Below are 24,707 nucleotides of genomic sequence, written 5' to 3' on the forward strand. Positions count from 1 at the left end.
ACTTGCACACCCCTATCTTCATCTCTGAAAATCCACACCGGTTTTTGTTTTGAGCAGAGAAAGCAGAACATCGATAGATCGCGCATGCGGATAATGTTGTTTAATGAACTGAGCTCCTTGCTGCTTTGCCAGTTTCATCTCTTGTTCATCCGACAAAATACGAATGGCTTTCTCAGCTAGTTCAACAGGGTTTTCCATATGATAGCTGCCAAGCGACTCGTAATATGGGTATCTTCTGCCTTCTGTCATTTTCCCGATCAGCACACTCTTTTCAAAAAGCATGGCTTCAAGACCAACTGTTGATGTGAGCGTAATCACGATATCCACATATGGCAGCAAGTCATACAGGTCAATTTCTTTTTTAATCAATTTCACATGATTTCCCGCTCGTTCAATAGTCACATAGTCATTTAATCGATTTCGAGCAATTTCCCAAGGATGCGGCTTCATGATCAGCTGAATGTCTTTCCGTTTGGCGATCGTTTTAAGAACATCGCCATAAAAGGCTTCAGAAAATGGCTGCGTTGCCACAAGCACGGTCTTTTTAGCCGGACTGAAGTTCAATTTACGAAAAATGAGATCCTGTTGAAGCGGCGTTCGCTCCTTCACCAAATCAAACCTCGGATGACCTGTGATTTCCACCTGTTCCGGCTGACAGCCTTTATCTACATACCAGTCCTTTTCATACTTTCCAAACACCCCATGGCAAGTCGTGAAAATCGGTAAAAAGGCTTCGTCTCCCATAAGCGCACCGTGCTGAAGACAGATACTCGTAAGCTGGCGTTTCACTGTTTGCAAAGCGAGTACGCGGCTATAAGCATCCTCCGTCGTTCCAACAATGACAGCTGCAATCGGCTGCATTTGAAATAGCATTTCTATTTGGTCAATGACATCAATAAATTGCACAATGTCCTTCCGCAGCTTTTCTCTAAAAAAGACATTGCCAAAGACAGGGTGGTGAGCGTAAGGTTTAAGGAGAGCATTTGCTTTTTCAATATATTCAGCGTGGGCTTCTTTATTAACCTCTCCGGCTAATTCCGGCTTACTGATCACGGGTAATCCATAATAATCCGCCTTCTTCCAGCGAGCGAGCACCACCGTTTGGTTTGGATGGAACCGCGTGTAATTTTGTTCCGTAAAACGCAGGTGTTCAAAGTGAAGCAATACCTTTCCATTCGCCGGACGATAAGCGATACGCTTAATCTGCTGCTTATGCTGATCAAAAAATGGCTGAATCTCTTCCGGTAATGGACAAGCGGTTGTCAGTTCTTGACCGAATGCCTCATCTTCCATGCGTTCCCTCACTTCAGGACTGATATATTGATAAAAATTACTGATCAACCCAAGAGGAATTTGCTTGTAGGACAAATCCTTCATCAGATTCACATACTCAAAGTACACCTGCCAATAATGATGAATATAGTGCGACACTTCAGGTCACCTCCCATGTTTTTGTTTTAATATACTGCGAAGCTCCCAGCAGGTAGACTGCTCGGGAAGTGCTTGAATAAAGGCACTTTTCTCTTCTTCTGCCAGCTGATAATGAATGGACTGTTCTGTGATGTAATTTGTATCTAATATTTCATCAAAGGGATAGAACGGATAAAAATGATTTAACCGAAAAAAGAAACGGGCATCCCCTATCCGATAAAAATGCGGACTCTCGTCCCAGTAAGACCCAAATTCAGCATGAATTTTTGATAAAATGGATGCACGATGTACGACCGAGCAATGATCTATGGCACAGGGGGCATTCCATTGCACTGTTTGCGCCGGCCGAATCGTTTCCTTCACTGGCTCTTTTTTGCTATTTAAATAGATCACTTTAGAACTAGAATAGACAATCTCTTTACCTGGATGGGCATCTAGATAATGAGTGAGCTTCTCTAAACGGTCCGGGGCATAGACATTGTCATCTGTGGCATAGGAAATATACTCGCCCTTTGCCAGTTCTAATGCTTGATTAATCAGCACGGCGTAGCGAGTTTTCGCTGTTCTCTCTTCCAGCGTTTTGACACCGCTTTGGATAAAGTGAACGCGGGGATCTTTGCGAAACGGTTCAATCGCAGCAAGGGTTTTTTCATTTGATCCATCATCCATGATAAAAAGTTCAAAGTCTGACAGCGTCTGCTGCAGGACCGCTTCAATCGATCTGCCGACGTAAGCCGCCTTGTTGTAGCTCGTCATAATGACAGTTACTTTTGTCAAAGTTTTCACCTCGGTCTCTTTCAAACTATGTTTATCATATGTGCCTCCTCTTAAAGAGACTGTAGAGTGACCTATTTTTTATAAAATTGGATTTTTTTATTGATCTATCTTTGAAAAATGCGAAATTTTTGGTAATATAAGTAATCATTTGTGTGTATTAAAGGAGTAAAGAACATTGGAAGCTATGAAGAATGATCACTCCCAAGAAGAGGAAGTAAAAGGATTTTTTCGATTTTTTAAAATTTTCGTCGCGACAAAAACGATTATTCGCTCATATCAACATTCCAATATTCCCATTTGGCTGATGATGCTCCTTGCAAGTATCGCCGGTACGGGCTGGATCTACGAAGGGTATTTTAGCGAGTATATGGGCAATCATATTCCATTCCCTTTTATTCTGTTACAAGGAGCGGGATATGGTATTTTGGCAGGCAATATGATTCTATTTTTCGGTGTCCTTCTGATTAAATGGTTAGGCCGTCTCTTTTTCGACTGTCAAACGGCATATCGAGATATACTCAAAGCCTGCACACTGACGGTCTTTTTCCCTTCTGCTTTATTTTCACTTACTTGGATTTTCACTGTTGGGATGCTTGGTCCGTATACGTTTGTTAAAATCTCACCATATTTAGATCAGCATTATGAAGTATGGTATTATCTCGATCTTTTACCTCTTACGGAAGCATATGCAAAGACGTGGATATTGGGAATGGCTGTTTTAGGCATTGTCGCTGTGATGAAGCTCAGATTATGGCAAGCCTTCATCATTGTGATTACACCGCTCGCCGCGTTTTTTCTCATCATGACACTTTTATTTGATATTCAGCACGCTATAAACTGGATCATGTAAAAAAGACGAGTACCGATAGAATACGAGGGATTGTCTTCACGCTGAGGAATTGCATAGCAGTTCCTTTTTTTCGTTCAATGTACATATTCTCCCCTCCTGTCTCATAGTGTGAAAGAGAGAAAGAATGCTATGGAAACAACAGGTGCTTTAGCGCCTTCTGTTTAGAACACCATGAGGAAAGAGGAGGAACGTTATGAAATTGAAAAATCAATTTGGGCAAGGTTCGGGTTTCGAAGGTCAAGATTTTCGCCAGCAACAATATGGAGCAAATCCGTATCCTGCGCAGCAGATGGGTTATTCAGTCCCTCCCCAAACGCAGGGTCAAATGCAGCAGGGGTTTTCGCCAATGCCGTCTACCGGCACTTCACAAGGAGGCCAAGGAACGCAGGGCGGCGGTCAGCCATATCAAATTCCTTCTGGACCGGTTTATCAGCAGAATGTCACCGGGCAGCTGCCTATTGAGCAGTCCTATATTGAAAATATTTTACGATTGAACCGCGGCAAGGTAGCCACGATTTATATGACATTTGAGGCGAGCAAGGAATGGAATTCGAAGATTTTTAGAGGCGTCATTGAAGCTGCAGGACGTGACCACATTATCATTAGTGATAATAAGACAGGAACACGATACTTACTATTAACGATCTATCTTGATTACATTACGTTTGATGGGGAAATTCAATACGACTATCCATACTCCATGTCTACGTATTCTCCGAGATAACGTCAAGCATGGCAAAAGCAAGGCTCAGGTGCCCTTGCTTTTTTCTTTTGTCTAGGTTTTTGTCACACCTCTAGGGCGCTGCTCATAAGATGCCTAGTAGTTTTTATCAAAAGCCTAGAGGTGACATCAATGACTGTTGAGCTGGATTATACATCACCAAATGTCAAATTTTCATACGATCTGAATCAAAGCCCCCTTGTGAAATTCGATCAGCATAACCTGATTAATGTGTTAGGAAAAAAACAATTAAACTCGTTGGATCAAGTGTCCCTGCTGGATATATATTTGAGTAAAAGCAAAGTCGTAGAGCCTCATTATCATCAAAATGCCGCAGAGCTTGTTTATTGTATAGCCGGTTCTGCTGCCGTATCGATGCTGAATCCATTCACAAAAAAACTGCACACCTACACCATCACACCTGGACAGGTGGCAAACGTGCCTCAAGGCTGGTGGCACTATGAAGTCGCTCTCCAAGACAGAACTCATTTGTTAGCCATTTTTAACGCATCTACACCTGAAGTGATCCTAGGCTCAGACCTTCTCACCCTCACCCCTTCTCACATCATGGCCCATACTTATTGCATGAACGAAACACAGTGGAAGCAGGCGATAAAGCCTGTGAAACCAAGTGTGTTTATCGGACCATTTTGCCACCGGGAGGAAGAGTCTCAAACACATCCTGTCCCTCCATCTCACTACGTCCCATATTATCAAGCACCGCCCAACTATACCCCTTACTGGAGTTAAGAAAAAAACCGATGCCCCTATGAGAGCATCGGTTTATTGGCTTATAAATTTTTTGCTGCTGCAATGACAAGCATGATCCAAGAGGCGATAAATGCTACTCCGCCAATAGGAGTAATGGCTCCTAAAATCTTCACCTGCGTCAATGCCAGCACATAAAGGCTTCCTGAGAAGAAAAGGATGCCTGCAAGCATCACCCAGCCAGCGGCAGGAACCAAGGAGACACCTGACAGCTTATCTGCAAGAAAAGCGACAACAAATAAGCCAATGGCATGGAACATCTGATATTGAACACCTTTATTCCATATTTCTATATATTTTTCAGGGATTTTCCCTTCTAGACCGTGCGCACCGAAGGCTCCAAGTCCAACAGCAAGCATGGCGTTAATAGCACCTAAAATGAAAAATAGTTTCATTCGTCATTCTCCTTATCTCGTCAATTATATTTATCATAGCGCGGGTGAAGGGCGACATTCAACTTTCCCTTTACGTTGACACGAGATTGTCGGATTTCTTTTTCTTTCGTAACAAGACTTGGTCGACCACGATCGCAATGAGTGTGCCTAGAACAAGACCGTTGCTTAATAATGAAATGAGCACAGGATGCATCCCTTTCAAGGCCCCCTGAGGCACAAACATCGCCCCTACGCCTGCTAAAACAGCAATCCCAAGAACAAAGCGAATCCGCGGGACTTCTTCTTTCTCATACTGATCAAACTCCGACATCGCAATCCCAATCATAGAAGAGAAGACCACAAAGTTTACAGCAAGCCCCACAGGTGATGGCAATGCAGAGAAAAAGCTCATGAGCAGGGGAAACAAACTAATGAGAACAACAAGCAGACTTCCTATGAAAAAAGGCTTTCTCGAAGGAATTTTGGTTGTCTGGATAAATCCTGCTGCCCCCGAAATAGGTACAGGCGCAATCGCCCCGATCAGCCCGCTTAATAAATGACCAAATGCTGCGACAAAACCAGCAGGTCGTGCTCTTTTCCGCTCACGCAGTTCACCAAATGCCTTCACTGAACTTTCCACAATTCGAATACTTGCCAGCATGTTCACAATGAGTAAAATCGTTATAAAAAAGGACGTGACAAGCAATCCGCTGTCAAAGACCGGCATACCGAATGGAAACAGCTTCGGAAACTCGATGATTTGTTCTGGAATTCGAACCGGCTTCGCCAATCCGAGTAGAGCGAATAACAGCCATCCGCCTGCAAGTGCGAATAACACAGAAAACTGCCTCAAGTAATGCCATTTTGAGCGGCTGATCATGAAGGTGAGGATAATAATCAAGATCGATAAGCAAAAGACAAGCCCGTCCACCTGATTTCCCCGATAGCCGATGCCCATCAGCCCTTTCATGATTGGCTGACTTAGCTGCACAACAAGCAGCAGCAGGTAAATGCCTGTGACGACTGGCGTAAATAAAGACGCGAGCCAATTGATGATTTTAAATAAACTGAAAATAAAAAAGAAAACAGCACTAAAAATTAAAGCCCCTTGTAATGCTTGCAGGGTTTCAGGATACGTCGCAAAGATTGTACCTGTCATGCCGGCATAAAGGGTATACACACCCCACCAAAGCCCTGCTGGACTTTCATTGATCGGCAGCATATGGCCGCATAAACACTGCACCATTGCCACAAGACCAAGTGAAAAGAAAGTACTTTGAATCAGCTCCGCCGATTGCACTTGATTCAATTCAAATGCTTGTGCAATAGCAATTGGTACGGCAATAGAAGCTGCGATAAAAAATGCCATCCACTGAATGGCGCCCAAAAATAGTTTCAAACCGATCACCTTCCCTTTGTCGTGACAAGACCATTAAAAATCAAAAATAGAGTCGCCGTTCCCGTCCTTCTCTTTTTGACCCTCATCATTTTGCTGAAATTTCTTCGCACCACTTGTGCCCATGAGTTTCTCAAGCATGGCTTGATCTGTAGTCACAGGTGGCGCTGATGGTGTATGTATCGATGGAGGTGGTGAGATGGCCGGCGACTGCGGCATTTGCACCTTTGATGGTGCGTCGAGAATGACATCACATAGTGAAGAAATGGCCGCTACTTGACGTTTCACCTCTTCATCATTTCCACTTTGTTTTGCTTTTTGAACCGCTTCCTCCATTTTTTGAAGCAGGCTTGATATATGAATATTCAAGGGTAGACCCTCCAATCTAAAAAAATCTCTTTTCAACATTATTTTACCAAATGAACAAACCAAATGGGTTCATTTTTTCAAAGCAGTGCGCTCATGACTCTCTTATTTGACCCCTCATCTTCATTCACACATAATAAAAGAAACAAAATCGTCTATGAAGGGATTGAATAATGGACAAGCTTACTGCTCTATTTCAGAAACAAAAAGTCTTTCAGAAGCCGGCGGTTCAAGAACGCATCCGCATTCTTCAAGATTTAAAAGCAGCAATCAAACAGCATGAAAAGGATATATTACAGGCCTTAGCCCATGATTTACATAAATCCGAACAGGAAGCCTATACAACAGAGATTGGGATGGTGTATGAAGAAATCAATCATACCATCAAGCACCTTCACAAATGGGCGAAGCCAACTCGCGTGAAAACACCGCTGACTCATATCGGTTCAAAAAGCATGATTATCAAGGAACCTTATGGAACTGTGCTCATCATTGCTCCTTGGAACTATCCTTTCCAATTGGCCCTTTCTCCATTAGTCGGTGCGATTTCTGCGGGAAATGCCGTGATTTTAAAGCCGTCTGAGCTGACGCCGGCAGTCTCACAAGTGATCAGCACTATCATCAAACGTGTATTTCAAGAAGACCATGCGGCTGTCGTAGAGGGCGGTGTTGAAGTCAGTACAGAACTGCTGAAACTGCCCTTTGATTATATCTTCTTTACTGGAAGTGTGGCAGTTGGCAAAGTCGTCATGGAAGCCGCCGCAAAGCATTTGACCCCTGTCACACTTGAGCTTGGCGGAAAAAGTCCCAGCATCGTCATGCCTGATGCCGACATCAAGCTGGCAGCGAAGCGGATCACCTTTGGAAAGTTCACCAATGCAGGGCAAACCTGCATTGCACCAGACTATTTGCTCGTTCATGAATCCATCAAAGAGGAACTTTTGCGAGAAATGACAGCCTGTATCCGTGACTTTTATGGTGAACATCCCGAAACGCATCCGCACTTTGGAAAAAATGTCAGCCAGCGTCACTTTGACAGGCTTACACAATTTCTCTCAAATGGATCGATCGTCACAGGTGGACAGCGCAATGAACAGGAGCTCAAAATCGCTCCGACCATTTTAGACAACATCACATGGGAAGATCCTGTCATGCAGGAGGAAATTTTCGGACCGATTCTGCCTGTCATGACCTTTGATTCTCTGCATGAGGCAGTTCATATGATCAAAGCAAGACCGAAGCCGCTTGCGCTTTACTTATTTACAACAAATAAAGAAACAGAATCCTATATTCTAGACAACCTCTCATTTGGCGGAGGATGTATCAATGACACGCTTATGCATGTCGCTACCCCTTACCTGCCATTCGGAGGCGTCGGCGAAAGCGGCATGGGGCGATATCACGGGAAGGAAAGCTTCTTTACTTTTACGCATGAAAAAAGCGTCCTGCGGCAAACCAATCGCTTCGATTTTTCCTTCCGTTATCCAAATGCGAAAAATGGACTCGACTTGGTCCGCAAATTTTTAAAATAAACAGGACGAAGGGGCTCTCCCCTCGTCCTATTTTCATTCAATATCCTTGATACACCAATTGATTTCTTCAATCCCCATTTGCTTTAAATACGCGTTTACCTTTGAAAACGGCCGGCTGCCAAAAAAGCCGTTTCTTGCAGAAAAAGGACTTGGATGAGGTGACTCAATGATGAAATGCTTGTTTTGATCAATGCGTTCTTTCTTGTTTTGAGCATGTCTTCCCCATAACACAAAAACGACAGGCTGCTCACGCTGATTCAGCACATCAATCACGCGGTCTGTCACTCGTTCCCAGCCCTTGCCTTTATGAGAATTCGCCTCGCCCCTTCTCACAGTCAGCACAGTGTTTAAGAGCAGCACACCCTGCTCTGCCCAGCTGACAAGTGAACCGTGGTTTGGAACAGGACAGCCAAGATCATCCTGTAGCTCCTGAAAAATATTTCTCAAAGATGGCGGATGTTTGACGCCCGGCTGAACAGAAAAGCTTAATCCATGTGCCTGCCCTGGGCCATGATAAGGGTCTTGTCCTAAAATCACCACTTTGACCTTTTCATATGACGTCAAATGAAGAGCACGATACACGTCATCTGGTTTTGGAAAAACGGTCTGCGTGCGATATTCTTCCTTCATCCATTCACGTAATTCCTGATAATACGGCTGTTCAAATTCACTTTTCATCACAGCCCACCAGCTATCATTTAAAAATGGCTTCATTGTGGTTTTCCTCCTTCTACTTGCTGCGCTAGTCTGGAGATCATCGGTTTTCCATCCCACACAATCTCACTCTCTGATTCTCTTTTTTTCATCGCTGGTTCTTCTAATAATATCGCAAAGTTCGCTGTCGGCAGATCGCCCAGTTCATGCTTTTCACTTAAATCATCTAAGTAGTTTTTCCTTGTTTCACCCAGATCACTAGACTGATTTCCACCGCCGTCAAAAAACGCATAGATCACGCTCGCCGCTGGCACTCGTTTGACTCGGGCATGCTGTGATACACGCAAAAAGAAGTCCCAGTCCCAATAATGATGCATCGCTGGATCAAAATAGCCAATCTCATCGTGTATACAGCGTTTGTACATACTGCCCGAAGGAACATATGTAGAAAAGACACGCATATCCTCAATATCCGCTGTATAAGCAAACAAACGCCTCGACAGCGGGAAACGGGTCGCGCCTTTTTCTTCAAATGATACAATTTCTGCATCAGAAAAGACAAAATCGGCATCTTCCAGCGCCTTGCTCATGCGTTCGATATGACAAGGTGTGAAGTAATCATCGTCGTCACTCAGCATGATGACGTCTCCTGTCAGCTCCCGCACCCCCACATTTCTGGCATTTACATGCTGGACATTCTCATCTAAATGAATCAAGCGGATCGGAAGCTCAGGGTAAAGTTCCTGAATGATGTCGACTCGCTCTCCTGCATCATTGACGACAACAATTTCAAAAGGCTGTACGGTTTGTCTTGTAATGGATTCAAGCAGCTCACACAGTGCGCTGAGCCGGTTATGTGTCACAATTAATAAGGAAATCTTCATATGCAGCTTACTCCTTTAATAGATTCGTCTTTTTCCATTAAAACATAAATTGACTTTCTTCTCATGATATAAAAGGCGGTTTGATTTGATGGGAAAATGGGAATTTTTGATGAAAAGGAGTGATCATGATGGAATATATCACGGTGGAAAATAGTAAAGAAGCAAAACAGACCATTGACCACATTCATTCATCGGGTTCATCAAAAGACGCTGTTTTTGTTTTTGCGTACGACCCAGAACGCTCTGATACCGTAACGGAGTATACAGATGCCAAAAGCATGACTGCGGTCGATCAAGGGATTTTGGATCAAGTCGCCAATGTCATTCGTACCCGGGATGATGAACTGATGGCCAAAATGATGTCAACTGGGGCCGATCAAGAGTTAGCCTTAACCCTTTTAGATGAACTAAAAAAAGGGAAATTGGTGATTTGTAAAAGGTAAGAAAGGGAGGCGTTCCGATGAGAGGAACGCTTTTTTATGCCGTTTCATTGTGATAAATGGAAAAGCTGATTATAATAAGGGATAGAACAGTAACTGTTACACATCACATTGGAGGTTCAGCAACTATGTCTATGAATAAAGCACTCACCATCGCTGGTTCGGATTCAAGCGGCGGTGCAGGTATCCAAGCAGATTTAAAAACGTTTCAAGAAAAAAACGTCTACGGGATGACAGCTTTAACCGTTGTCGTTGCAATGGACCCTCATAATCATTGGGATCATCAGGTGTTTCCAATTGATACGGCGACAATTCGCGCGCAGCTCTCTACCATTGTAGAAGGTATTGGTGTAGATGCGCTGAAAACGGGTATGCTTCCAACCGTCGACGTGATTGAGCTTGCAGCTGACACCATCAAAACATATGACCTAAAAAATGTCGTCATTGATCCTGTCATGGTTTGTAAGGGGGCGAACGAAGTCCTTTACCCAGAGCACGCGGAAGCATTGCGTGAAAAGCTCACGCCACTGGCAACCGTTATCACACCTAATCTTTTCGAAGCAGGTCAATTAAGCGGAATCGGCGAGATCAAAACGATCGAACAAATGGAAGAAGCAGCAAAACGCATTCACGAACTTGGTGCAAAGTATGTGGTAATCACTGGAGGCGGTAAGCTCAGCGAAGACAAAGCCATCGATTTGCTTTATGATGGACAAACCTTCGAACGCCTTGAAACAGATAAAATCGACACAGAATACACACACGGCGCAGGCTGCACATTCTCAGCAGCAGTCACAGCTGAACTAGCGAATGGATCAGACGTGAAAGAAGCCATTTATGCAGCAAAAGAATTCATCACGGCTGCCATTAAAGGCTCTTTCCAGCTAAACGAATACATCGGACCAACAAAGCATTCTGCTCATCGTTTTGACAAATAAAACAGAAAAAACCGATTCGCCTTGTTAGAAGGTGAATCGGTTTTTGTTTATCGAAAGCTTCGTCTCTGCGCAAACAGCCAATCTGTTAAGCCTGGCGTCTCATAAGCAGGCGTCCATGATGCATGGTCATATCCATACTTGCTTGCATACTCCGTATAAAGCGGCTGGCCGCCAGCTTTTTGAATAGCTTGAATTGTATTTCTTGCATAGCTGATAGGGATAATGGAATCATCCTCTGCATGAAATGCCCATATTGGCTTGCTCGCTAAAATTCCCGCCTTGCTCGGATCTGCACCCCCCGCAATAGGAATCATCGCTGCAAACAAACGAGGATATGTGATGTTCAACTGGTACGTGCCAAATCCACCTTGTGATAAACCCGTCGCATAAATTCTTTTCTGGTCAATCTGATAAGAAGTTAACACATGCTGAAGGACATCATAAGCTTTGTGTAAATCTGGTGAAAATTGAAACACATTCGTCAGATCAATTTCATTTTGCACATTTCTTGTTAATGCAAAGCCTCCATCGACAGCATTTCGCGCCTGAGGTGCAAGTACATACGAAGGATGTTTCTTTTGAACTTCAGGAGAAGCCCATAAAACTGCACCATCATTCGCAAGTAACTGCTTTTGATTGTCTGTCCCCCTCTCCCCGCCTCCATGTAAGAAGAGGACTAAAGGATAGGCTTTACCCCTCTTATGATTTTTCGGAATGTACAACCGATAAGGCATTCCTTGATATTCAAAAGATAAAAAGGATGATGCGATATCCTCTCGTGTGACAAAACGATAATTGTACGTAGATGTAGCAAGTCGATGCCTATTTTTGTAAGCGCTTACTTTTAAAGTCGTATCAGTTTCGATATGAATGGGCTTTTTGTATAACTGACTATGAGTTGTCGGCTGGCTGCCATCTGTTGTGTAATAAAGAGAAGCTTTTTGAACGTGAGAATGCAGAGCTACCTCTTGTGAACGATAATATTGACCAGACGGGACTGAAGCAGTTGACGCAGCAGACGACGTATGATTTCGGGCAGAAGAAACGGAAGGAAAAAGAAAACTCATAGAAAACAGGACAATAATAAAGGTGATCAGGCATTTCTTGGTTGTATAGTTCATATCGTTCCTCCTGTACATGCTCAGATGAAATTTTTATTTATTATTGATCATGACAATATAAATGTCAACGCTTTCATTTAAATTTCTGATTAATCTTATTGAATTAAAAAAGCGTACCCGCTTCCGAGTACACTCTTTTATCCATACATGAATGCCTATTTTTGCTGATCGGACTCTTTCGCCATTTTTCGAATAAAGGCTTCAATGGATTCAACAAATAAAGCATATTCTTTCATTTGTTTATACGTATCTGACAGCTTCTCTTTCACTTCTTCCTGCTCTAAAGAAGGTTCACCGAGAATAGATTGAACTTGAATGAGCAATTCTTTATATTCTTCACGTTTATCTTCAACATGATCTGCCATTGTCTCCAAGCGTTTTCTAGTCGTCGGCTGCTGTTTTGAATTCAAGTAAACAACCCCTTTTTTTGTCCTACCGCATTTGGATAAACGTCAGCCTCAGCTGTATATATTTTAAAATGATACCATAATTCCACCTGTTATCATATATGTAAAACGTCATCAAACCGCTTTAGGCCAACCTTGTATATACACGCTATAGGCTTTAAGTTACAGGCTGATCTCACTAGAAAAAAGCAGATCAACGACCTGCTTCTTTTTGTAAATGCCATGTCTTCAATGTCAGCTTTGTTTCATTTCTTCCACTGATGGAGATCGATTTATTTCCCGGGGAAGGAAAGTAACGTGCAGTAAAAACTTCTCGGCCTCCGTTTACAAAAATCTCAATCGACGATGAGTCGATAAAGATATGAAGGTCGTGTAATTCCTCTATGACTACTTCACGAACTTCCTTTGATCGATCTTCAAATCGATCCCGCTCTAATGTCAGCTTCCCTTCCTCTTTATCATAGATGATGCGTGCTGCTGCACGGATACAGCATTCAAACCCTTTTTGTGTGTCAATTTGATCAATGAATACCTCTGCGCTCGTAATATCCTCTACAGGGATGGAATGAACAGAACGTTTAATATGAAAAACATGCTCTTGTTCATTGGTCCGCATGGATTGAAGTTCACTTACTGGTTTTTGAATCAGATGTCCATCCTCATCTAAACGGAGCTCTCTCGGGATCGTGAGGCAGTGTATCCATTGATAAGAAATGGTCGGATGATGTTCTTCTCCTTGATCAGGCACCCCCATCCACCCGATTAAAAGTCGTCTGCCTGATTCGTCTAGAAAGGTTTGCTGCGCATAGAAGTCAAAGCCGCGGTCCAGCTCCTCAAACGCTCCGTGTGTATATTGATAGGAATGATCATCCAATGTGCCAACAAAATAGCCTGATTGATGTGTGTTGTGATATTTTAAGCCATCCGGCTCTAGCCCTTGCGGTGACACAATCAATACATCCCGGCCGTCTAATTCAAACAGGTCTGGACATTCCCACATATAGCCGAAATTGTCTAAACCATTCTTTCCGCTGCCTGCAATCGTGCCTTGAAACGTCCAATTATCTAACGTATCAGAGGTAAATAAGACAAGGTGTCCCTTCAGGTCTAAGCTTTGTGCACCAAGGACCATGTACCACTGGCCATTTCGCTTCCATACCTTTGGATCTCGAAAATGAGCAGTGAACCCTTCCGGCAGTGTTGCCACGACACCTTTTTTCTGAAAGTGAATACCATCTTCCGAAACAGCTAAACATTGATACGTCTCACGGTTCCCTTGTTCATCCCGAACGTTTCCAGTGTACATCACATGCATCTGTCCATCGTCTATAAATGCACTGCCAGAATAACAGCCGTTTTGATCAAACCAATCACTTGGGGCAAGAGCGGCTTCTTCGTGCTGCCAATTGACTAGATCTGTCGATGTGTAATGCCCCCAGAATTTTGCACCATGCCCCGTTTTGAATGGCTGCCACTGATAAAAGACGTGGTAAATTCCTTTCCACTGAATCAGCCCATTCGGATCATTTAAAAGACCGACTGGCGGCATCAAATGAAAATGCTGCCGGTACACATCCTTTTTGACCAAATGCTCATAGTTTCGAATACGGTCTGCTATCTTTTGACGAAGTGCTGCGTCAGTAGTTGTCATGACTGTGACCACTCCTTGATTATTTTTCGACTTCTTTTATTTTAAAAATGATAGTGAGAATAAATGAAACAGCAACAGCGATTAACATACCAATCACATAATTGACCACATTCTGAACACCGAATGGTGCTGCAATCGCAATCATCGGAATGCCTGTTAAACCATAAGCATTGGCTGCTACCTTCGTGAAAACTACAAATGCCCCGCCCAATGCTCCTCCAATCATCGCCGCAATAAATGGTTGACGATAGCGGAGGTTTACACCGAATATAACAGGCTCAGTAATTCCTAAAAAAGCAGAGAAGGCAGCAGGAAGGGCAATTTCTTTTGTTTTTGCACGCTTGGCTATGAAAAAAACAGCCAATCCTGCCCCGCCTTGAGCGACATTGGACATTGCCCAGATTGGCAGCAAATAGTTACGCCCAATATCATTCAGCAATCCTGCCTCAATCGCATGGAAGCTATGGTGAACCCCTGTGAGCACAATTAAAGAGTAAGCACCGCCGAAAATGAGTCCTGCTAAGAACCCTGCATGGTCATAAATAAATGTCAGTGCATTCGAAATGCCTGTACCAAGCATTCTTCCAAGCGGTCCAACTGCAATAAATGTCACAAATCCAGTGACAATCACCGTCACAAATGGGGTCACAAGTAAATCAATACTGTTCGGAACGACTTTTCTTAAATTCTTCTCAACAAGGCACATGATATATACGGTCAATAACACTGGAATAACCGTCCCTTGGTAACCAAGAAGAGCAATATCAATATTGAATAAATGCATATATTCAGGTTTTGCTTCCGTCAATCCCCACGGATTAAGCAGATTCGGGTGAATCATAATTCCCCCTATGACAGCCCCTAAATACGGATTTCCGCCAAACTCTTTCGCTGCACTGACCCCAATTAAAATCGGCAAAATGATAAAGGCTGCACTTGAGAACATATCAAGCATTTGGAAGATCGCAGAGCTTGGATCAGCCCATTTGAAGGCTTTCATCATACCTAAGAGACCCATTAACAAACCGCTTGCCACAATTGCTGGAATGATCGGTACAAAAATATTCGATAACGTCTTTGCAAAACGCGCAAGTGGATTCATTTTTTGTTTCACTGCTTCATCATGGCTGACAGGCTTTTGTTTCTCGTCGCCAGTCTCAAGACCAGTCTCACGAGCAAATGGTTCATATACTTTGTTGACAGATCCCGTTCCAAAAATGACTTGAAATTGTCCTGAACTTGAGAAAGCCCCTTTTACACCTTCAAGTTCTTCAATGGCCTCTTTGTCAATCAAATCCTCATTTTTCACCACCAATCTGAGTCTTGTTGCACAATGCGTAGCACTGATGACATTTTCTTTGCCGCCTAACAGTTTTGTTAATTCTTTGGCTGTTTTTTGATAATCCATGAAGTTTCCTCCTTTTTTAAAGCAAAAAAGACCTAAAATTCACCAACGAGTAAAGGACATACACGTCCCCTCGTTACGCAAATTTTAGGTCTTGCCTGCCTGACAGTCACAATCCCGCGGTATCAAATTTTGATGACGCTTTCATCATAGTATAAGACTGTGACATGCGTCAACCTCTTTTTTCAAATCCAATGATCCATATACACTAATAAGAGTAGTGTGCATAAAAAAAAGCCTGCATGCAGGCACATCATTTTAAACCAATTCGGCTTCCTGCAGACGCTGGACATGCAGCGTGATGTAGCCGATCTCCGATTCAGGGAGATGAAGCCCATATTCATCTTTTAACAAATCAGCAAGTCCAAGTGCACACCGGTACGCTGTATCATACTTTGTTTGGATAAAAATCAGCATGTCTTCGTCCATGATTTGAAATGCCTCATTTGATTCCAACCTGCCTAATGCATACCTCAAATGTGTCACAAGCCGCTGATAGGAAATACTATCCTCATCAATTGAATGCTGAAAATATCTTTCAATATGCTCGATCATTTCTTTGATCATCGTTGTATATTTCACGGTCTTTTTCATGGACTCCGTATTCATTTTGGCCGTATGAATATGAAGTGCCACATATCCTGCCTCATCGTCCGGCAGTTCAACCCCAAGCCGCTCCTTTACATAACGAATGGCATACTTTCCAATCTCATATTCCTGCTTATATAAGACTTTGATCTCACCAAGCAATTTATTATATAACACAATGCCTTTTTGAAGGCGTTCAATGGCGAAGGACAAATGATCAGTCAGTGATATGTGAATGTGATCACTGAGCGGCATCATGAGTTTACCCTCTGCATAACTGATGATATGCTCTGCCACCTCAATATGCGCTTCTGGCAATGTGGCAAGAATTTGTTTGAATTTCTCATTTTCTTCACGCACAACAAAGATTTTCTCTATTTTTTGAAGAGGAACGACGTCATTTTTCCCCTTCTGAAAAGCAATTCCGGGTCCCATCACAATTTTCTCCTGATCGCCCTCCTTCACAATCACTGCGTTGTTATTCAATATTTTATATATCTTCAAGGGGTATCCTCTCCCAGCAGATAACATTTCTTATGTGGGATTTTACCCTGTTTCACTTTTTCTGTAAAGGTAAGAGCGGACCAGCACGCGCCTCTCGCATCGTCTTCTCTTCAAGCATCATCAGACTTTGAGTAAACCGCTTCTCTATCCTGCGTTTCTTCTTATGTTCTTCTGCCAGTTTCTCCAGCTCTCTCTCTTTCACTACTTCAAAGAATCCGGCATTCGCCGCGGCCGCCTGAAACCCTTGCTGTTTCATCATCACACCAGGGTTCACAAGCACATTCATCATAAAACCAAACCATACGCTCAACCAGCTTTTTAATTTCTTCACTGAACATCCCTCCGCTTTTCTTAGAATCTAGCAGCTCTAGCAAAACAACTGCTCCTATCATATCCCGAGAAAAAAGAGAGGTTTGTCACAATCTGGGTGAAAAAACCAACTAGTTTTCAGAAGTTTTGTTGAAAAGTGCAGAAGATCATCATGTGCCTGGATGTTTCAATGAAAATTTTATGCACACGCTATCCCAAAGATAAGCACACCTTATCAACAGGGTTTATCCACATATCAACACCCTCTTACTAGATTTTGTGTATGTAAATTTTTTATTTTCCATATATGCATCTGAATAATTGAGTTATCAACAGACATTTGTGAATAAGTGCGACTTTATAAACAAAATAGTTCTTTATAACTATGTAAAATAAGACCATTTTAGTAAAGGAATTGTTTTCAACGTATTGAATACTTAATAACGGGCAGTGAATCTTTCCTATTTATCCACAAAAAGAAAGGCTATCTCCCTAAAAACACAGCTAGAAAGGGGAAAATAAATGAAAAAGGTAATATCTCGTTCTTCTGTTCTATTGTTCTCCACTATTTTTATTTTATCCACATTCTTTACCGGTCAACAGGCTGCTGCTGCTCCATCTAACAAAAAGATGGAACTAGAAAAAGCAGAAATCTTCGGTGAAATCAATGTCAACTCGAAAAAACAAACCACTGTCATTGTTGAATTAAAGGAAAAATCCTTAGTTGAAGCCAAGCAAGAAGGCGAATCACAAACAAAGGCCTCCCTCAAAAAATCTCGAACAAAAGTAAAGAACGCAGCACTCAAAGAGGTAGATAAAGCGAGTGTTCGTCAAGAATATGAAAAAGTTTTCTCTGGTTTCTCTATGAAACTTCCTGCAAACGAAATCCCGAAGCTGCTCGCAGTGGATGGAGTAAAAGCCGTTTATCCGGATGTTACATATAAAACCGATGAAGTGAAAAAAGAAAGCATCCAGCTTCCAAACGAAGATGTCTCCCCGCTTATGGATAAAAGCGCTCCATTTATCGGTGCACCAAAAGCATGGGATGCCGGCTATTCTGGAAAAGGGGTCAAAGTCGCAGTCATTGATACTGGAGTAGACTATACCCACCCTGATTTAAAAGGAAACTTCGGTTTATACAAAGGCTATGATTTTGTTGATAATGATTATTCTCCGCAAGAGACACCTAAAGGAGATCCTAGAGGCGAATCCACAGATCACGGCACACACGTTGCAGGAACGATTGCGGCAAATGGACAAATTAAAGGGGTCGCAAAGGATGCCACGCTTCTTGCATACCGTGTACTTGGACCAGGTGGATCTGGAACAACTGAGAACGTTCTTGCAGGCATCGACCGGGCTGTTACTGACGGAGCAGATGTCATGAACCTCTCTCTTGGAAACAGTGTCAATAACCCTGATTATGCAACGAGCATTGCACTTGATTGGGCCATGTCTGAAGGCGTTGTCGCTGTTACTTCGAATGGAAACAGCGGTCCGAACAGCTGGACAGTCGGTTCTCCCGGCACGTCAAGAGAGGCCATTTCTGTCGGAGCAACTCAGCTTCCGTACAGTCTTTACAATGTGAAATTCCCGAACTATTCTACTGCAAAAGTCATGGGCTACTACCAAGAGAGTGATTTAAAAGCGCTTGACCAAAAACAAGTCACACTCGTCCAAGCAGGAATCGGTGACGAAAAGGCGTTTGAAGACATCGATGTGAAAGGAAAGGTGGCTGTGATTGAACGGGGTGCCATTGCTTTTGTGGATAAAGTCGACAATGCAAAAGCCGCTGGTGCAATCGGCGTTGTGATGTATAACAATACCGATGGAGAAATCCCAGTCGACGTACCAGGACTCGCACTTCCTACAATTAAGCTGTCAAAAGCTGAAGGAACAGCGCTTATCAAAGCCATTGAGGCTGGAAACGATACAACGGCTTTCTCCATTCAATTTGTCAAGGAACTTAGTGAGCAAGTCGCTGACTTCTCATCCCGCGGACCGGTTGTGGATACGTGGATGATTAAGCCTGATCTATCAGCACCTGGCGTCAGCATTGTGAGTACGATCCCAACGCATGATCCTTCTCAGCCTCACGGATATGGATCTAAGCAAGGAACAAGTATGGCATCTCCGCATGTGGCAGGAGTTGCAGCGATCATTAAACAAGCAAAACCATCGTACTCAACTGAACAAATCAAAGCATTGCTGATGAATACAGCAGAAAAACTGTTTGACGCAAATGGCAGCCCATTCCCTCATAACACACAAGGAACAGGCAGCGTTCGAATCATGGAATCACTTCAGGCGTCTTCTATCGTTTCTGATGCGAGCTATTCTTACGGCACTTTCTTAAAGGAAAAAGGCGTTCAAATCAAAACGAAGAAATTTAAGGTAGAAAACCTTTCAAAAGCACCGAAAACGTATACCATTGATTACAAATTCAATGGCAGCGGCATTAGTACAAACGGAACGAAAAAAATCACCGTCAAAGGGAATTCCACTGGATCCTTTACTTCCGCAGTACAGGTGAATTACGGAAAAACCAAAAAAGGGACGTACCAAGGCAGCATAACCCTTCGCGAAAATGGCAGAAAGATCACAGAAATCCCTACTTTATTGATTGTGAAAGAGCCTGATTATCCGCGCGTCACTTCTGTTTCCGTAGAGCCGGACAATCGTGCTGGAAGCTATGTCATTAGCAGCTACCTGCCTGGCGGTGCTGAGAACCTTGCATTCCTTGTCTACTCGACCGATGGAGAGTATTTAGGTGAAGCTGGTGTTTATCAACATGTTGATAAAGGAGAACACCGCGTAAAATGGAATGGCACAATCAATCAAGGCCAGAAGCTTGAAGCTGGTGAGTATACAATGCTTGCGTATGCAAGCTTGAAAGGAAAATCAGATACCGTACAAACGAAGGAAGCTTTCGAAATTTACCCTGAATAAATGTGAATCACAAGAAAAGCCTTGTATGAGCGGATAAGCTCATCAAGGCTTTTCGATCATATATGGAGGAAAGAGAAACTCATGTTGATATTGCTATGGATCGTTTCTTTTTTTACTGCTTTTTTCCTGACGATCACCTTGGTTTATTTTCTAACCTTTTTACATACGAAGCAGCCTCGTCCTTTTCATCAAGCATGCGAGCTGTCTGTTTATACTTCCTGTATCTACCCGCTCAGCCTGCTCGTGTCAGCCGCCTTCTTCCTCACCATGATGCTCCTTTTCCCCTTGTACTGGCTCCGCAGGCGATAAATATACATACGTTATGCATCAAAGGCTTCTTTTAATAAACGATACGATGTGAGCCGGTCTTGCATGTGATGTGTGATGGTCACAGCGATCAATTCATCTGTCCGATAAGCCTTCGCGAGTGCGGTCAGCTGCTCTTTCACAGATGCTGGCGTTCCAACGACCATCCTTTGACGATTAGCAGCCACTCGTTTTTGTTCATATGGACTGTAGGAATACGACTGTGCCTCTTCATATGAAGGAAAGCCTTCAAGATTCAGCCCTTGTTCATTGGCAAGTAAAGATAAATCTAAGCTGACAGCCAGTTTTTCTGCCTGCTCCTCTGTTTCGGCACATAAAACAAAGACTGCCAGACTGACACGCGGCTGATCACCGAATACTGAAGGTTCAAATCGGTTGATATATTGCTCCACAGAGTCTTCTCCGCCTTCACCATTAATAAAAAGCGCAAACGTGTAGCCTGCACCTGCTTTCGCCGCAAGCCTTGCACTCCCGCCAGAGGAACCGAGCATCCATACTTCTGGCGCGGTCTCTACCTTCGGAGAAGCAGTCAAATGAGGCAGCGGGTAAAATTCATCCGCTAGATCATGTAAATACACCTTCAATTCCTCTACCTGCTCAGGATATTGGTCGCCTAGACGCTTTCGCTCACCATGATGAAGGGCAATGGAGGAAATGGGCATACCACCAGGAGCACGTCCAATCCCAAGATCAATTCTGCCGGGAGCCAGCGCTTCGAGAACCCTGAAGTTCTCTGCTACTTTATAGGCACTGTAGTGGGGGAGCATAACGCCGCCAGAGCCAATGCGTATATGCGACGTAACGGCTGATAAATGGCCGAGAAGCACCTCTGGACTCGATCCTGCAAGCCGGTTTGAAAAATGATGCTCTGATACCCAAAAACGGTGATAGCCCCACTTCTCCGCCTGCTTCGCCAGTTCAACCGTCTGCTTCAGTGCTTCAGCAGGCGTAGCGCCTCCTATCAAAGGAGATTGATCCAGTATACTTAATTTCATTATGCTGCACCTCTTACAGAAATCCCCCTCTCTTAATGGAAAGGGGGATTTCTTATTTATTTTCGATTAAAGCCCTTCTCTTTCACAAATTCTCCAAGGAAGGCACGCTTTGGCTGACTAAAGCCTCTCAGCATCTGCTCAGACCAAGTATCTTTTCTATCGCCATTTGTTCGTTCTTCATAATATGCGGAAATACGATCGTCGTATTCTTTTAAATAACGATCCACATGCGCTTCATCTTGCTGATATGAATTTTCATGATAGATGAGTTCAACTGGCAGCCGTTCCTTTTGAGACGACTGGTTAGCTGGATGACCAACAGCCAGACCGAATAACGGCAGCACATAAGATGGTGTTTCAAGCACTTCAGAGACTTCTCTCAGCTGATTACGCAGTCCGCCAATATAGCAGATCCCAAGTCCCATTGATTCTGCAGCAACACTGACATTTTGTGCAGCCAATGCCGCATCGATGACGCTAATGAGAAAGGCTTCCGTATTCTCAAGCGCCTCCTCATGATTCTTCCCTGCTCTTTTTGCAATATGATCATGGCGTTTCAAGTCTGCACAGAAGACAAAGAAATGCCCATTCTTCTCAACGTAAGGCTGATTCCCAGCCAGTTCAGCAAGCTTGGCCTTCTTCTCCTGATCTGTCACCCCAATAATACTATACGCCTGTACATAGCTTGATGTCGAAGCAGCCTGTGCACTTTTAATCAGTGTCAGCACCTCTTCTTCTGACAAACGTTCGTCTGTAAACGAACGGATGGATCGATGATTTAATATGGTTTCTATCGTTTTGTTCAATTCGAAGACCTCCTTCACTTCTTCTATCATAAGGCAAAGACATAGGGCTTTTCAAAAATGAAAACTCGCATAAAAAAAGACAGCCTATACTTAGACTGCCCTTACCCGTTTTATTTAAATAAATAACTTTGATATTTCGTTAATTGAACGCTTGCGTTATAGGCGATCCCGAATCCAATGAGAACGGACAAGACAGAGCTTCCTCCAAAGCTGATAAATAAGAGTGGAATCCCTGTTACAGGCATCACGCCTATGTTCATGCCAATGTTCTGGAACGTATGAATTACAATCAATGCTGTATATCCTACGCAGAAGAATGACGCAAATCGGCTATAAGGATGGATACGGTCAATCAGTACGACAAGCCGGTAAATCAAGAAGAAGAACATGATCACAACAAACGCACAGCCGATAAAGCCAAAGGCTTCACCTATAATGGAGAAAATCATATCCGTTTGTGCTTCAGGAACGTAGACCTTTAAGTTTTTAATGCCATTCCCAAAAATCTGCCCTGCACCAATGGCCATAATCGCCTGCTCTACTTGATATTTATCAGATCCAGATGCATCCTGCGTCTGTGCTTGGTTGGCTGTTGAAGAACTATCAGGCAGCCAAGCGGTAATCCGGTTGATCTGGTACTGCTGGATGCCTATTGTTTTCGCAAAATCAGGGAATAAGATAATCACAGCTAAAACAGAAGCAACTAAAAGCACAACCACTGAACCGATGAGAGAGATCAGTTTCCAATTGATCCCTGATAAAAACACCATCACCACAACAATAAACATACAAACAGCCGCAGTCCCTGCATCCTGCAAGAAGATCAGTCCAACTGGTACAGCTGCCACCCCGGCAATTTTTAATAATAGAATAATATCATCTTCTAATGTCCTTTTTCCCCTAGGTGTAGACTTTCCAATGACCGACGCGAGCATCATAATCAGACCAATTTTCATGAACTCTGAAGGCTGAAGTGTTCCAATCCCCGGAAGTATAAACCAACTTTTGGCTCCGTTTTTTATAGGGGCAAAGTCTTTACCCCCAATCTGAGCAGGGCTCAATTTTAAAATAATTAGAAGAAGTATCCCACCTAGAAAGATGTATATACTTAATTTTTCAAGCTGTTCAAGGTCAAAATAATTAATGGCTACAATGCAAATTGCTCCAATGAGATAATAAATAATTTGCCTTGTCCATGCACCACTACCATATTGTTCAAACTGTCCAGCAGCATATATAGAAATGACACTGATGGCAAAGAAGGCTAAAAATATAAAAATCAAATCTCCTTGATAGTAAGGAGATGTATTCTGCTTGTTCATGAACTAACCACCCTTATTACAAAACATAAAAGCCCTTATTTATATTAGATTGAAATTTTCACAAAATCAACTCACCTTAAATATGACGGAAGATACATCCGAAAGGTTCCATTCAATTTTCAAAAAATGAAATACTTTTCATCCTAACAATAGGAAAAAATCCCTCTATACACTTTTCATTCAATCGATCTCAAGTCCTTTAAAAAGTTTATTTTACAGATTTTAAGGGGAAAATTCAATGACATATGTGGCGATATGACAAGTAAACATCAGATGAGATAAGCTGCACTGAGGAATAAAACCATTTTGTATGGAATAAGGCCCATTTTCCAATTATTACGTTTACTTCAAAGTCAATTGTGGTATAATACTTGTAACAAAATGTTCACAATATCTCCTAAAAACAGACACAAATGCATCCTGACCTCTCATTTGATTTGAACATCAACTTACAAAGGAGTTGGATACGATGGATATGTTCTTTGCGTACCTATGTATAGCAACGGCTACACCCCTGTTTTTATGGCTGGAAAACAGAAAGATTGCATTAGCATCTATTCCACCCATTATGATTATGTGGATTTTCTTTGGTCTTTACATGACAAGCAGTTTATCTCCAGCAGGACATACCTTCATGATCGCATTCTTTGCCATTAACGTGATTTTGGCTCACATTGCAGCGTTCCTCATCTACGGACTTCCATTCATTCGCAAAAGATTCAGCAGCAGATAGATATCGCCCAACTATTGGAAGCGTTATCACCATCATGATAAAAACCACTCACCTTCAAGAGATGAGTGGTTTTTTTATTATTTCTCTGAATGCTCAGACTGCTTTGGCGCAGACGGTGAATAACCGTCTTTACTGTTCTCTCCGTGGCTGTAGTGAGCCGCAAAGATCCAAACAGATCCGATGACGAAGATAATCGCACAGAACAGACCAAACAAAGTATTTCCGACTTGAACAGTTCCGTTTTCACTCTCTGTCATGTGCATAAACATGAACAGCTGCAAGAATGCTTGAATGAACGCAAAACCAAAGATAATCCATAGTTTTGCGGAACTGCCAATTTCAGCTCCAATCGCAATCCAGAATGCTAAGATTGTCAGCACAATGGACAGGATGAAGCCAACTACGTGTTTCCAAGGGAAGTGTTCGTGCTCTGCTGAGGAATGTGTTTTTCCAGCCATA

General features: G+C 42.9%; 25 protein-coding genes. 8 read left to right on the plus strand and 17 right to left on the minus strand.

All coding sequences use genetic code 11. The features are described from left to right. Positions 1-18: 18 nt before the first annotated feature. Positions 19-1,431, minus strand: coding sequence for a CDP-glycerol glycerophosphotransferase family protein (locus NSS65_RS18020; RefSeq protein WP_070326149.1), 1,413 nt, complete (start codon positions 1,429-1,431; stop codon positions 19-21). 6 nt (positions 1,432-1,437) lie between these two features. Next, a complete protein-coding gene (locus NSS65_RS18025; protein WP_041115894.1) occupies positions 1,438-2,208 on the minus strand; it encodes a glycosyltransferase family 2 protein in 771 nt (256 codons plus the stop codon). Positions 2,209-2,392: 184 nt separating this feature from the next. Between NSS65_RS18025 and NSS65_RS18030 the strand changes: the two genes are divergently transcribed. The 3 genes from NSS65_RS18030 to NSS65_RS18040 all read left to right on the plus strand — a co-directional run bounded on the left by NSS65_RS18030 (position 2,393) and on the right by NSS65_RS18040 (position 4,529). After that, positions 2,393-3,058 carry a YIP1 family protein gene (locus tag NSS65_RS18030; RefSeq protein WP_242026008.1) on the plus strand — a complete coding sequence of 222 codons (666 nt, stop codon included), beginning with the start codon at positions 2,393-2,395 and terminating at the stop codon, positions 3,056-3,058. Between the two features lie 193 nt (positions 3,059-3,251). Further along, a complete protein-coding gene (gene gerQ / locus NSS65_RS18035) occupies positions 3,252-3,782 on the plus strand; it encodes a spore coat protein GerQ (protein WP_024426405.1) in 531 nt (176 codons plus the stop codon). Between the two features lie 129 nt (positions 3,783-3,911). Next, complete coding sequence (locus tag NSS65_RS18040) at positions 3,912-4,529, plus strand: cupin domain-containing protein (protein WP_024423814.1); 618 nt, start codon at positions 3,912-3,914, stop codon at positions 4,527-4,529. Positions 4,530-4,570: 41 nt separating this feature from the next. On the opposite strand, the gene NSS65_RS18045 is transcribed toward NSS65_RS18040, so the two are convergent. From NSS65_RS18045 to NSS65_RS18055, 3 genes are all read right to left on the minus strand, one after another. Continuing rightward, entirely contained in the window at positions 4,571-4,942 is a 372-nt protein-coding gene (locus NSS65_RS18045) for a DUF423 domain-containing protein (protein ID WP_025093833.1), read from the minus strand. A gap of 70 nt (positions 4,943-5,012) precedes the next feature. Beyond that, entirely contained in the window at positions 5,013-6,320 is a 1,308-nt protein-coding gene (locus NSS65_RS18050; RefSeq protein WP_034281286.1) for a purine/pyrimidine permease, read from the minus strand. A gap of 33 nt (positions 6,321-6,353) precedes the next feature. Beyond that, positions 6,354-6,686, minus strand: a complete 333-nt coding sequence (locus tag NSS65_RS18055; RefSeq protein WP_217008675.1) for a YwdI family protein — start codon at positions 6,684-6,686, stop codon at positions 6,354-6,356. Between the two features lie 170 nt (positions 6,687-6,856). Here NSS65_RS18055 and NSS65_RS18060 point away from each other — a divergent pair, with 170 nt between their 5' ends. Continuing rightward, complete coding sequence (locus tag NSS65_RS18060) at positions 6,857-8,215, plus strand: aldehyde dehydrogenase (protein ID WP_326135228.1); 1,359 nt, start codon at positions 6,857-6,859, stop codon at positions 8,213-8,215. Between the two features lie 33 nt (positions 8,216-8,248). On the opposite strand, the gene NSS65_RS18065 is transcribed toward NSS65_RS18060, so the two are convergent. Both NSS65_RS18065 and NSS65_RS18070 read right to left on the minus strand, forming a co-directional pair. Next, on the minus strand, positions 8,249-8,929 hold the full coding sequence (locus tag NSS65_RS18065) for a uracil-DNA glycosylase (RefSeq protein WP_034281289.1): 681 nt from the start codon (positions 8,927-8,929) through the stop codon (positions 8,249-8,251). Next, positions 8,926-9,753, minus strand: coding sequence for a glycosyltransferase family 2 protein (locus NSS65_RS18070; protein ID WP_024423819.1), 828 nt, complete (start codon positions 9,751-9,753; stop codon positions 8,926-8,928). The genes NSS65_RS18065 and NSS65_RS18070 overlap by 4 nt, the downstream gene beginning before the upstream one ends. Positions 9,754-9,881: 128 nt before the next feature. Between NSS65_RS18070 and NSS65_RS18075 the strand changes: the two genes are divergently transcribed. Both NSS65_RS18075 and NSS65_RS18080 read left to right on the plus strand, forming a co-directional pair. Further along, positions 9,882-10,196 carry a general stress protein gene (locus NSS65_RS18075; RefSeq protein ID WP_024426410.1) on the plus strand — a complete coding sequence of 105 codons (315 nt, stop codon included), beginning with the start codon at positions 9,882-9,884 and terminating at the stop codon, positions 10,194-10,196. Positions 10,197-10,321: 125 nt separating this feature from the next. Next, on the plus strand, positions 10,322-11,131 hold the full coding sequence (locus tag NSS65_RS18080) for a bifunctional hydroxymethylpyrimidine kinase/phosphomethylpyrimidine kinase (RefSeq protein WP_024426411.1): 810 nt from the start codon (positions 10,322-10,324) through the stop codon (positions 11,129-11,131). A 47-nt stretch (positions 11,132-11,178) separates the two neighbouring features. Here NSS65_RS18080 and NSS65_RS18085 read toward each other — a convergent pair whose 3' ends face one another. The 6 genes from NSS65_RS18085 to NSS65_RS18110 all read right to left on the minus strand — a co-directional run bounded on the left by NSS65_RS18085 (position 11,179) and on the right by NSS65_RS18110 (position 17,138). Next, positions 11,179-12,252 carry a chitobiase/beta-hexosaminidase C-terminal domain-containing protein gene (locus NSS65_RS18085; RefSeq protein WP_070326152.1) on the minus strand — a complete coding sequence of 358 codons (1,074 nt, stop codon included), beginning with the start codon at positions 12,250-12,252 and terminating at the stop codon, positions 11,179-11,181. Between the two features lie 155 nt (positions 12,253-12,407). Next, positions 12,408-12,662 (minus strand): hypothetical protein, encoded by a 255-nt coding sequence (locus NSS65_RS18090; protein ID WP_024423823.1) that lies wholly within the window; start codon positions 12,660-12,662, stop codon positions 12,408-12,410. Between the two features lie 190 nt (positions 12,663-12,852). Continuing rightward, entirely contained in the window at positions 12,853-14,310 is a 1,458-nt protein-coding gene (locus NSS65_RS18095) for a sucrose-6-phosphate hydrolase (RefSeq protein ID WP_326135225.1), read from the minus strand. A 19-nt stretch (positions 14,311-14,329) separates the two neighbouring features. After that, positions 14,330-15,718 (minus strand): sucrose-specific PTS transporter subunit IIBC, encoded by a 1,389-nt coding sequence (locus NSS65_RS18100; RefSeq protein WP_065214916.1) that lies wholly within the window; start codon positions 15,716-15,718, stop codon positions 14,330-14,332. A gap of 255 nt (positions 15,719-15,973) precedes the next feature. Continuing rightward, the gene (locus NSS65_RS18105) at positions 15,974-16,807 is read right to left on the minus strand and encodes a PRD domain-containing protein (protein WP_034281297.1); all 834 of its coding nucleotides are present in this window, start codon (positions 16,805-16,807) and stop codon (positions 15,974-15,976) included. Between the two features lie 52 nt (positions 16,808-16,859). Continuing rightward, positions 16,860-17,138 carry a hypothetical protein gene (locus NSS65_RS18110; RefSeq protein WP_065214917.1) on the minus strand — a complete coding sequence of 93 codons (279 nt, stop codon included), beginning with the start codon at positions 17,136-17,138 and terminating at the stop codon, positions 16,860-16,862. 500 nt (positions 17,139-17,638) lie between these two features. Between NSS65_RS18110 and NSS65_RS18115 the strand changes: the two genes are divergently transcribed. Beyond that, positions 17,639-20,065, plus strand: coding sequence for a S8 family serine peptidase (locus NSS65_RS18115; protein WP_326135224.1), 2,427 nt, complete (start codon positions 17,639-17,641; stop codon positions 20,063-20,065). 320 nt (positions 20,066-20,385) lie between these two features. Here the strand turns inward: NSS65_RS18115 and NSS65_RS18120 are convergent, their stop codons facing one another. The 3 genes from NSS65_RS18120 to NSS65_RS18130 all read right to left on the minus strand — a co-directional run bounded on the left by NSS65_RS18120 (position 20,386) and on the right by NSS65_RS18130 (position 23,515). Then, positions 20,386-21,387, minus strand: a complete 1,002-nt coding sequence (locus NSS65_RS18120) for an LLM class flavin-dependent oxidoreductase (RefSeq protein WP_081125023.1) — start codon at positions 21,385-21,387, stop codon at positions 20,386-20,388. Positions 21,388-21,443: 56 nt separating this feature from the next. Further along, positions 21,444-22,193 carry an oxygen-insensitive NADPH nitroreductase gene (nfsA, locus tag NSS65_RS18125; protein WP_065214920.1) on the minus strand — a complete coding sequence of 250 codons (750 nt, stop codon included), beginning with the start codon at positions 22,191-22,193 and terminating at the stop codon, positions 21,444-21,446. 110 nt (positions 22,194-22,303) lie between these two features. Continuing rightward, a complete protein-coding gene (locus NSS65_RS18130; protein WP_065214921.1) occupies positions 22,304-23,515 on the minus strand; it encodes an FtsW/RodA/SpoVE family cell cycle protein in 1,212 nt (403 codons plus the stop codon). A 469-nt stretch (positions 23,516-23,984) separates the two neighbouring features. On the opposite strand from NSS65_RS18130, the gene NSS65_RS18135 reads away from it, so the two are divergent. Next, positions 23,985-24,248, plus strand: a complete 264-nt coding sequence (locus NSS65_RS18135) for a spore morphogenesis/germination protein YwcE (RefSeq protein WP_008345491.1) — start codon at positions 23,985-23,987, stop codon at positions 24,246-24,248. A 77-nt stretch (positions 24,249-24,325) separates the two neighbouring features. Here the strand turns inward: NSS65_RS18135 and qoxD are convergent, their stop codons facing one another. Further along, a complete protein-coding gene (qoxD, locus tag NSS65_RS18140) occupies positions 24,326-24,706 on the minus strand; it encodes a cytochrome aa3 quinol oxidase subunit IV (protein ID WP_007497818.1) in 381 nt (126 codons plus the stop codon). Between the last annotated feature and the right edge of the window lies 1 nt (position 24,707).

Origin of the sequence: Bacillus sp. FSL K6-1006 (assembly GCF_038593175.1) — a bacterium.
GTDB lineage: Bacteria > Bacillota > Bacilli > Bacillales > Bacillaceae > Bacillus > Bacillus safensis.

Coding starts and splice junctions, on each gene's coding strand:
- NSS65_RS18100 (WP_065214916.1), bottom strand. CDS start 15,718: ATGGATTATCAAAAAACAGCCAAAGAATTAACAAAACTGTTAGGCGGC.
- NSS65_RS18080 (WP_024426411.1), top strand. CDS start 10,322: ATGTCTATGAATAAAGCACTCACCATCGCTGGTTCGGATTCAAGCGGC.
- gerQ (WP_024426405.1), top strand. CDS start 3,252: ATGAAATTGAAAAATCAATTTGGGCAAGGTTCGGGTTTCGAAGGTCAA.
- NSS65_RS18070 (WP_024423819.1), bottom strand. CDS start 9,753: ATGAAGATTTCCTTATTAATTGTGACACATAACCGGCTCAGCGCACTG.
- NSS65_RS18065 (WP_034281289.1), bottom strand. CDS start 8,929: ATGAAGCCATTTTTAAATGATAGCTGGTGGGCTGTGATGAAAAGTGAA.
- NSS65_RS18130 (WP_065214921.1), bottom strand. CDS start 23,515: ATGAACAAGCAGAATACATCTCCTTACTATCAAGGAGATTTGATTTTT.
- NSS65_RS18120 (WP_081125023.1), bottom strand. CDS start 21,387: ATGAAATTAAGTATACTGGATCAATCTCCTTTGATAGGAGGCGCTACG.
- NSS65_RS18030 (WP_242026008.1), top strand. CDS start 2,393: ATGAAGAATGATCACTCCCAAGAAGAGGAAGTAAAAGGATTTTTTCGA.
- qoxD (WP_007497818.1), bottom strand. CDS start 24,706: ATGGCTGGAAAAACACATTCCTCAGCAGAGCACGAACACTTCCCTTGG.
- NSS65_RS18135 (WP_008345491.1), top strand. CDS start 23,985: ATGGATATGTTCTTTGCGTACCTATGTATAGCAACGGCTACACCCCTG.
- NSS65_RS18095 (WP_326135225.1), bottom strand. CDS start 14,310: ATGACAACTACTGACGCAGCACTTCGTCAAAAGATAGCAGACCGTATT.
- NSS65_RS18085 (WP_070326152.1), bottom strand. CDS start 12,252: ATGAACTATACAACCAAGAAATGCCTGATCACCTTTATTATTGTCCTG.
- NSS65_RS18040 (WP_024423814.1), top strand. CDS start 3,912: ATGACTGTTGAGCTGGATTATACATCACCAAATGTCAAATTTTCATAC.
- NSS65_RS18060 (WP_326135228.1), top strand. CDS start 6,857: ATGGACAAGCTTACTGCTCTATTTCAGAAACAAAAAGTCTTTCAGAAG.
- NSS65_RS18045 (WP_025093833.1), bottom strand. CDS start 4,942: ATGAAACTATTTTTCATTTTAGGTGCTATTAACGCCATGCTTGCTGTT.
- NSS65_RS18075 (WP_024426410.1), top strand. CDS start 9,882: ATGGAATATATCACGGTGGAAAATAGTAAAGAAGCAAAACAGACCATT.
- NSS65_RS18115 (WP_326135224.1), top strand. CDS start 17,639: ATGAAAAAGGTAATATCTCGTTCTTCTGTTCTATTGTTCTCCACTATT.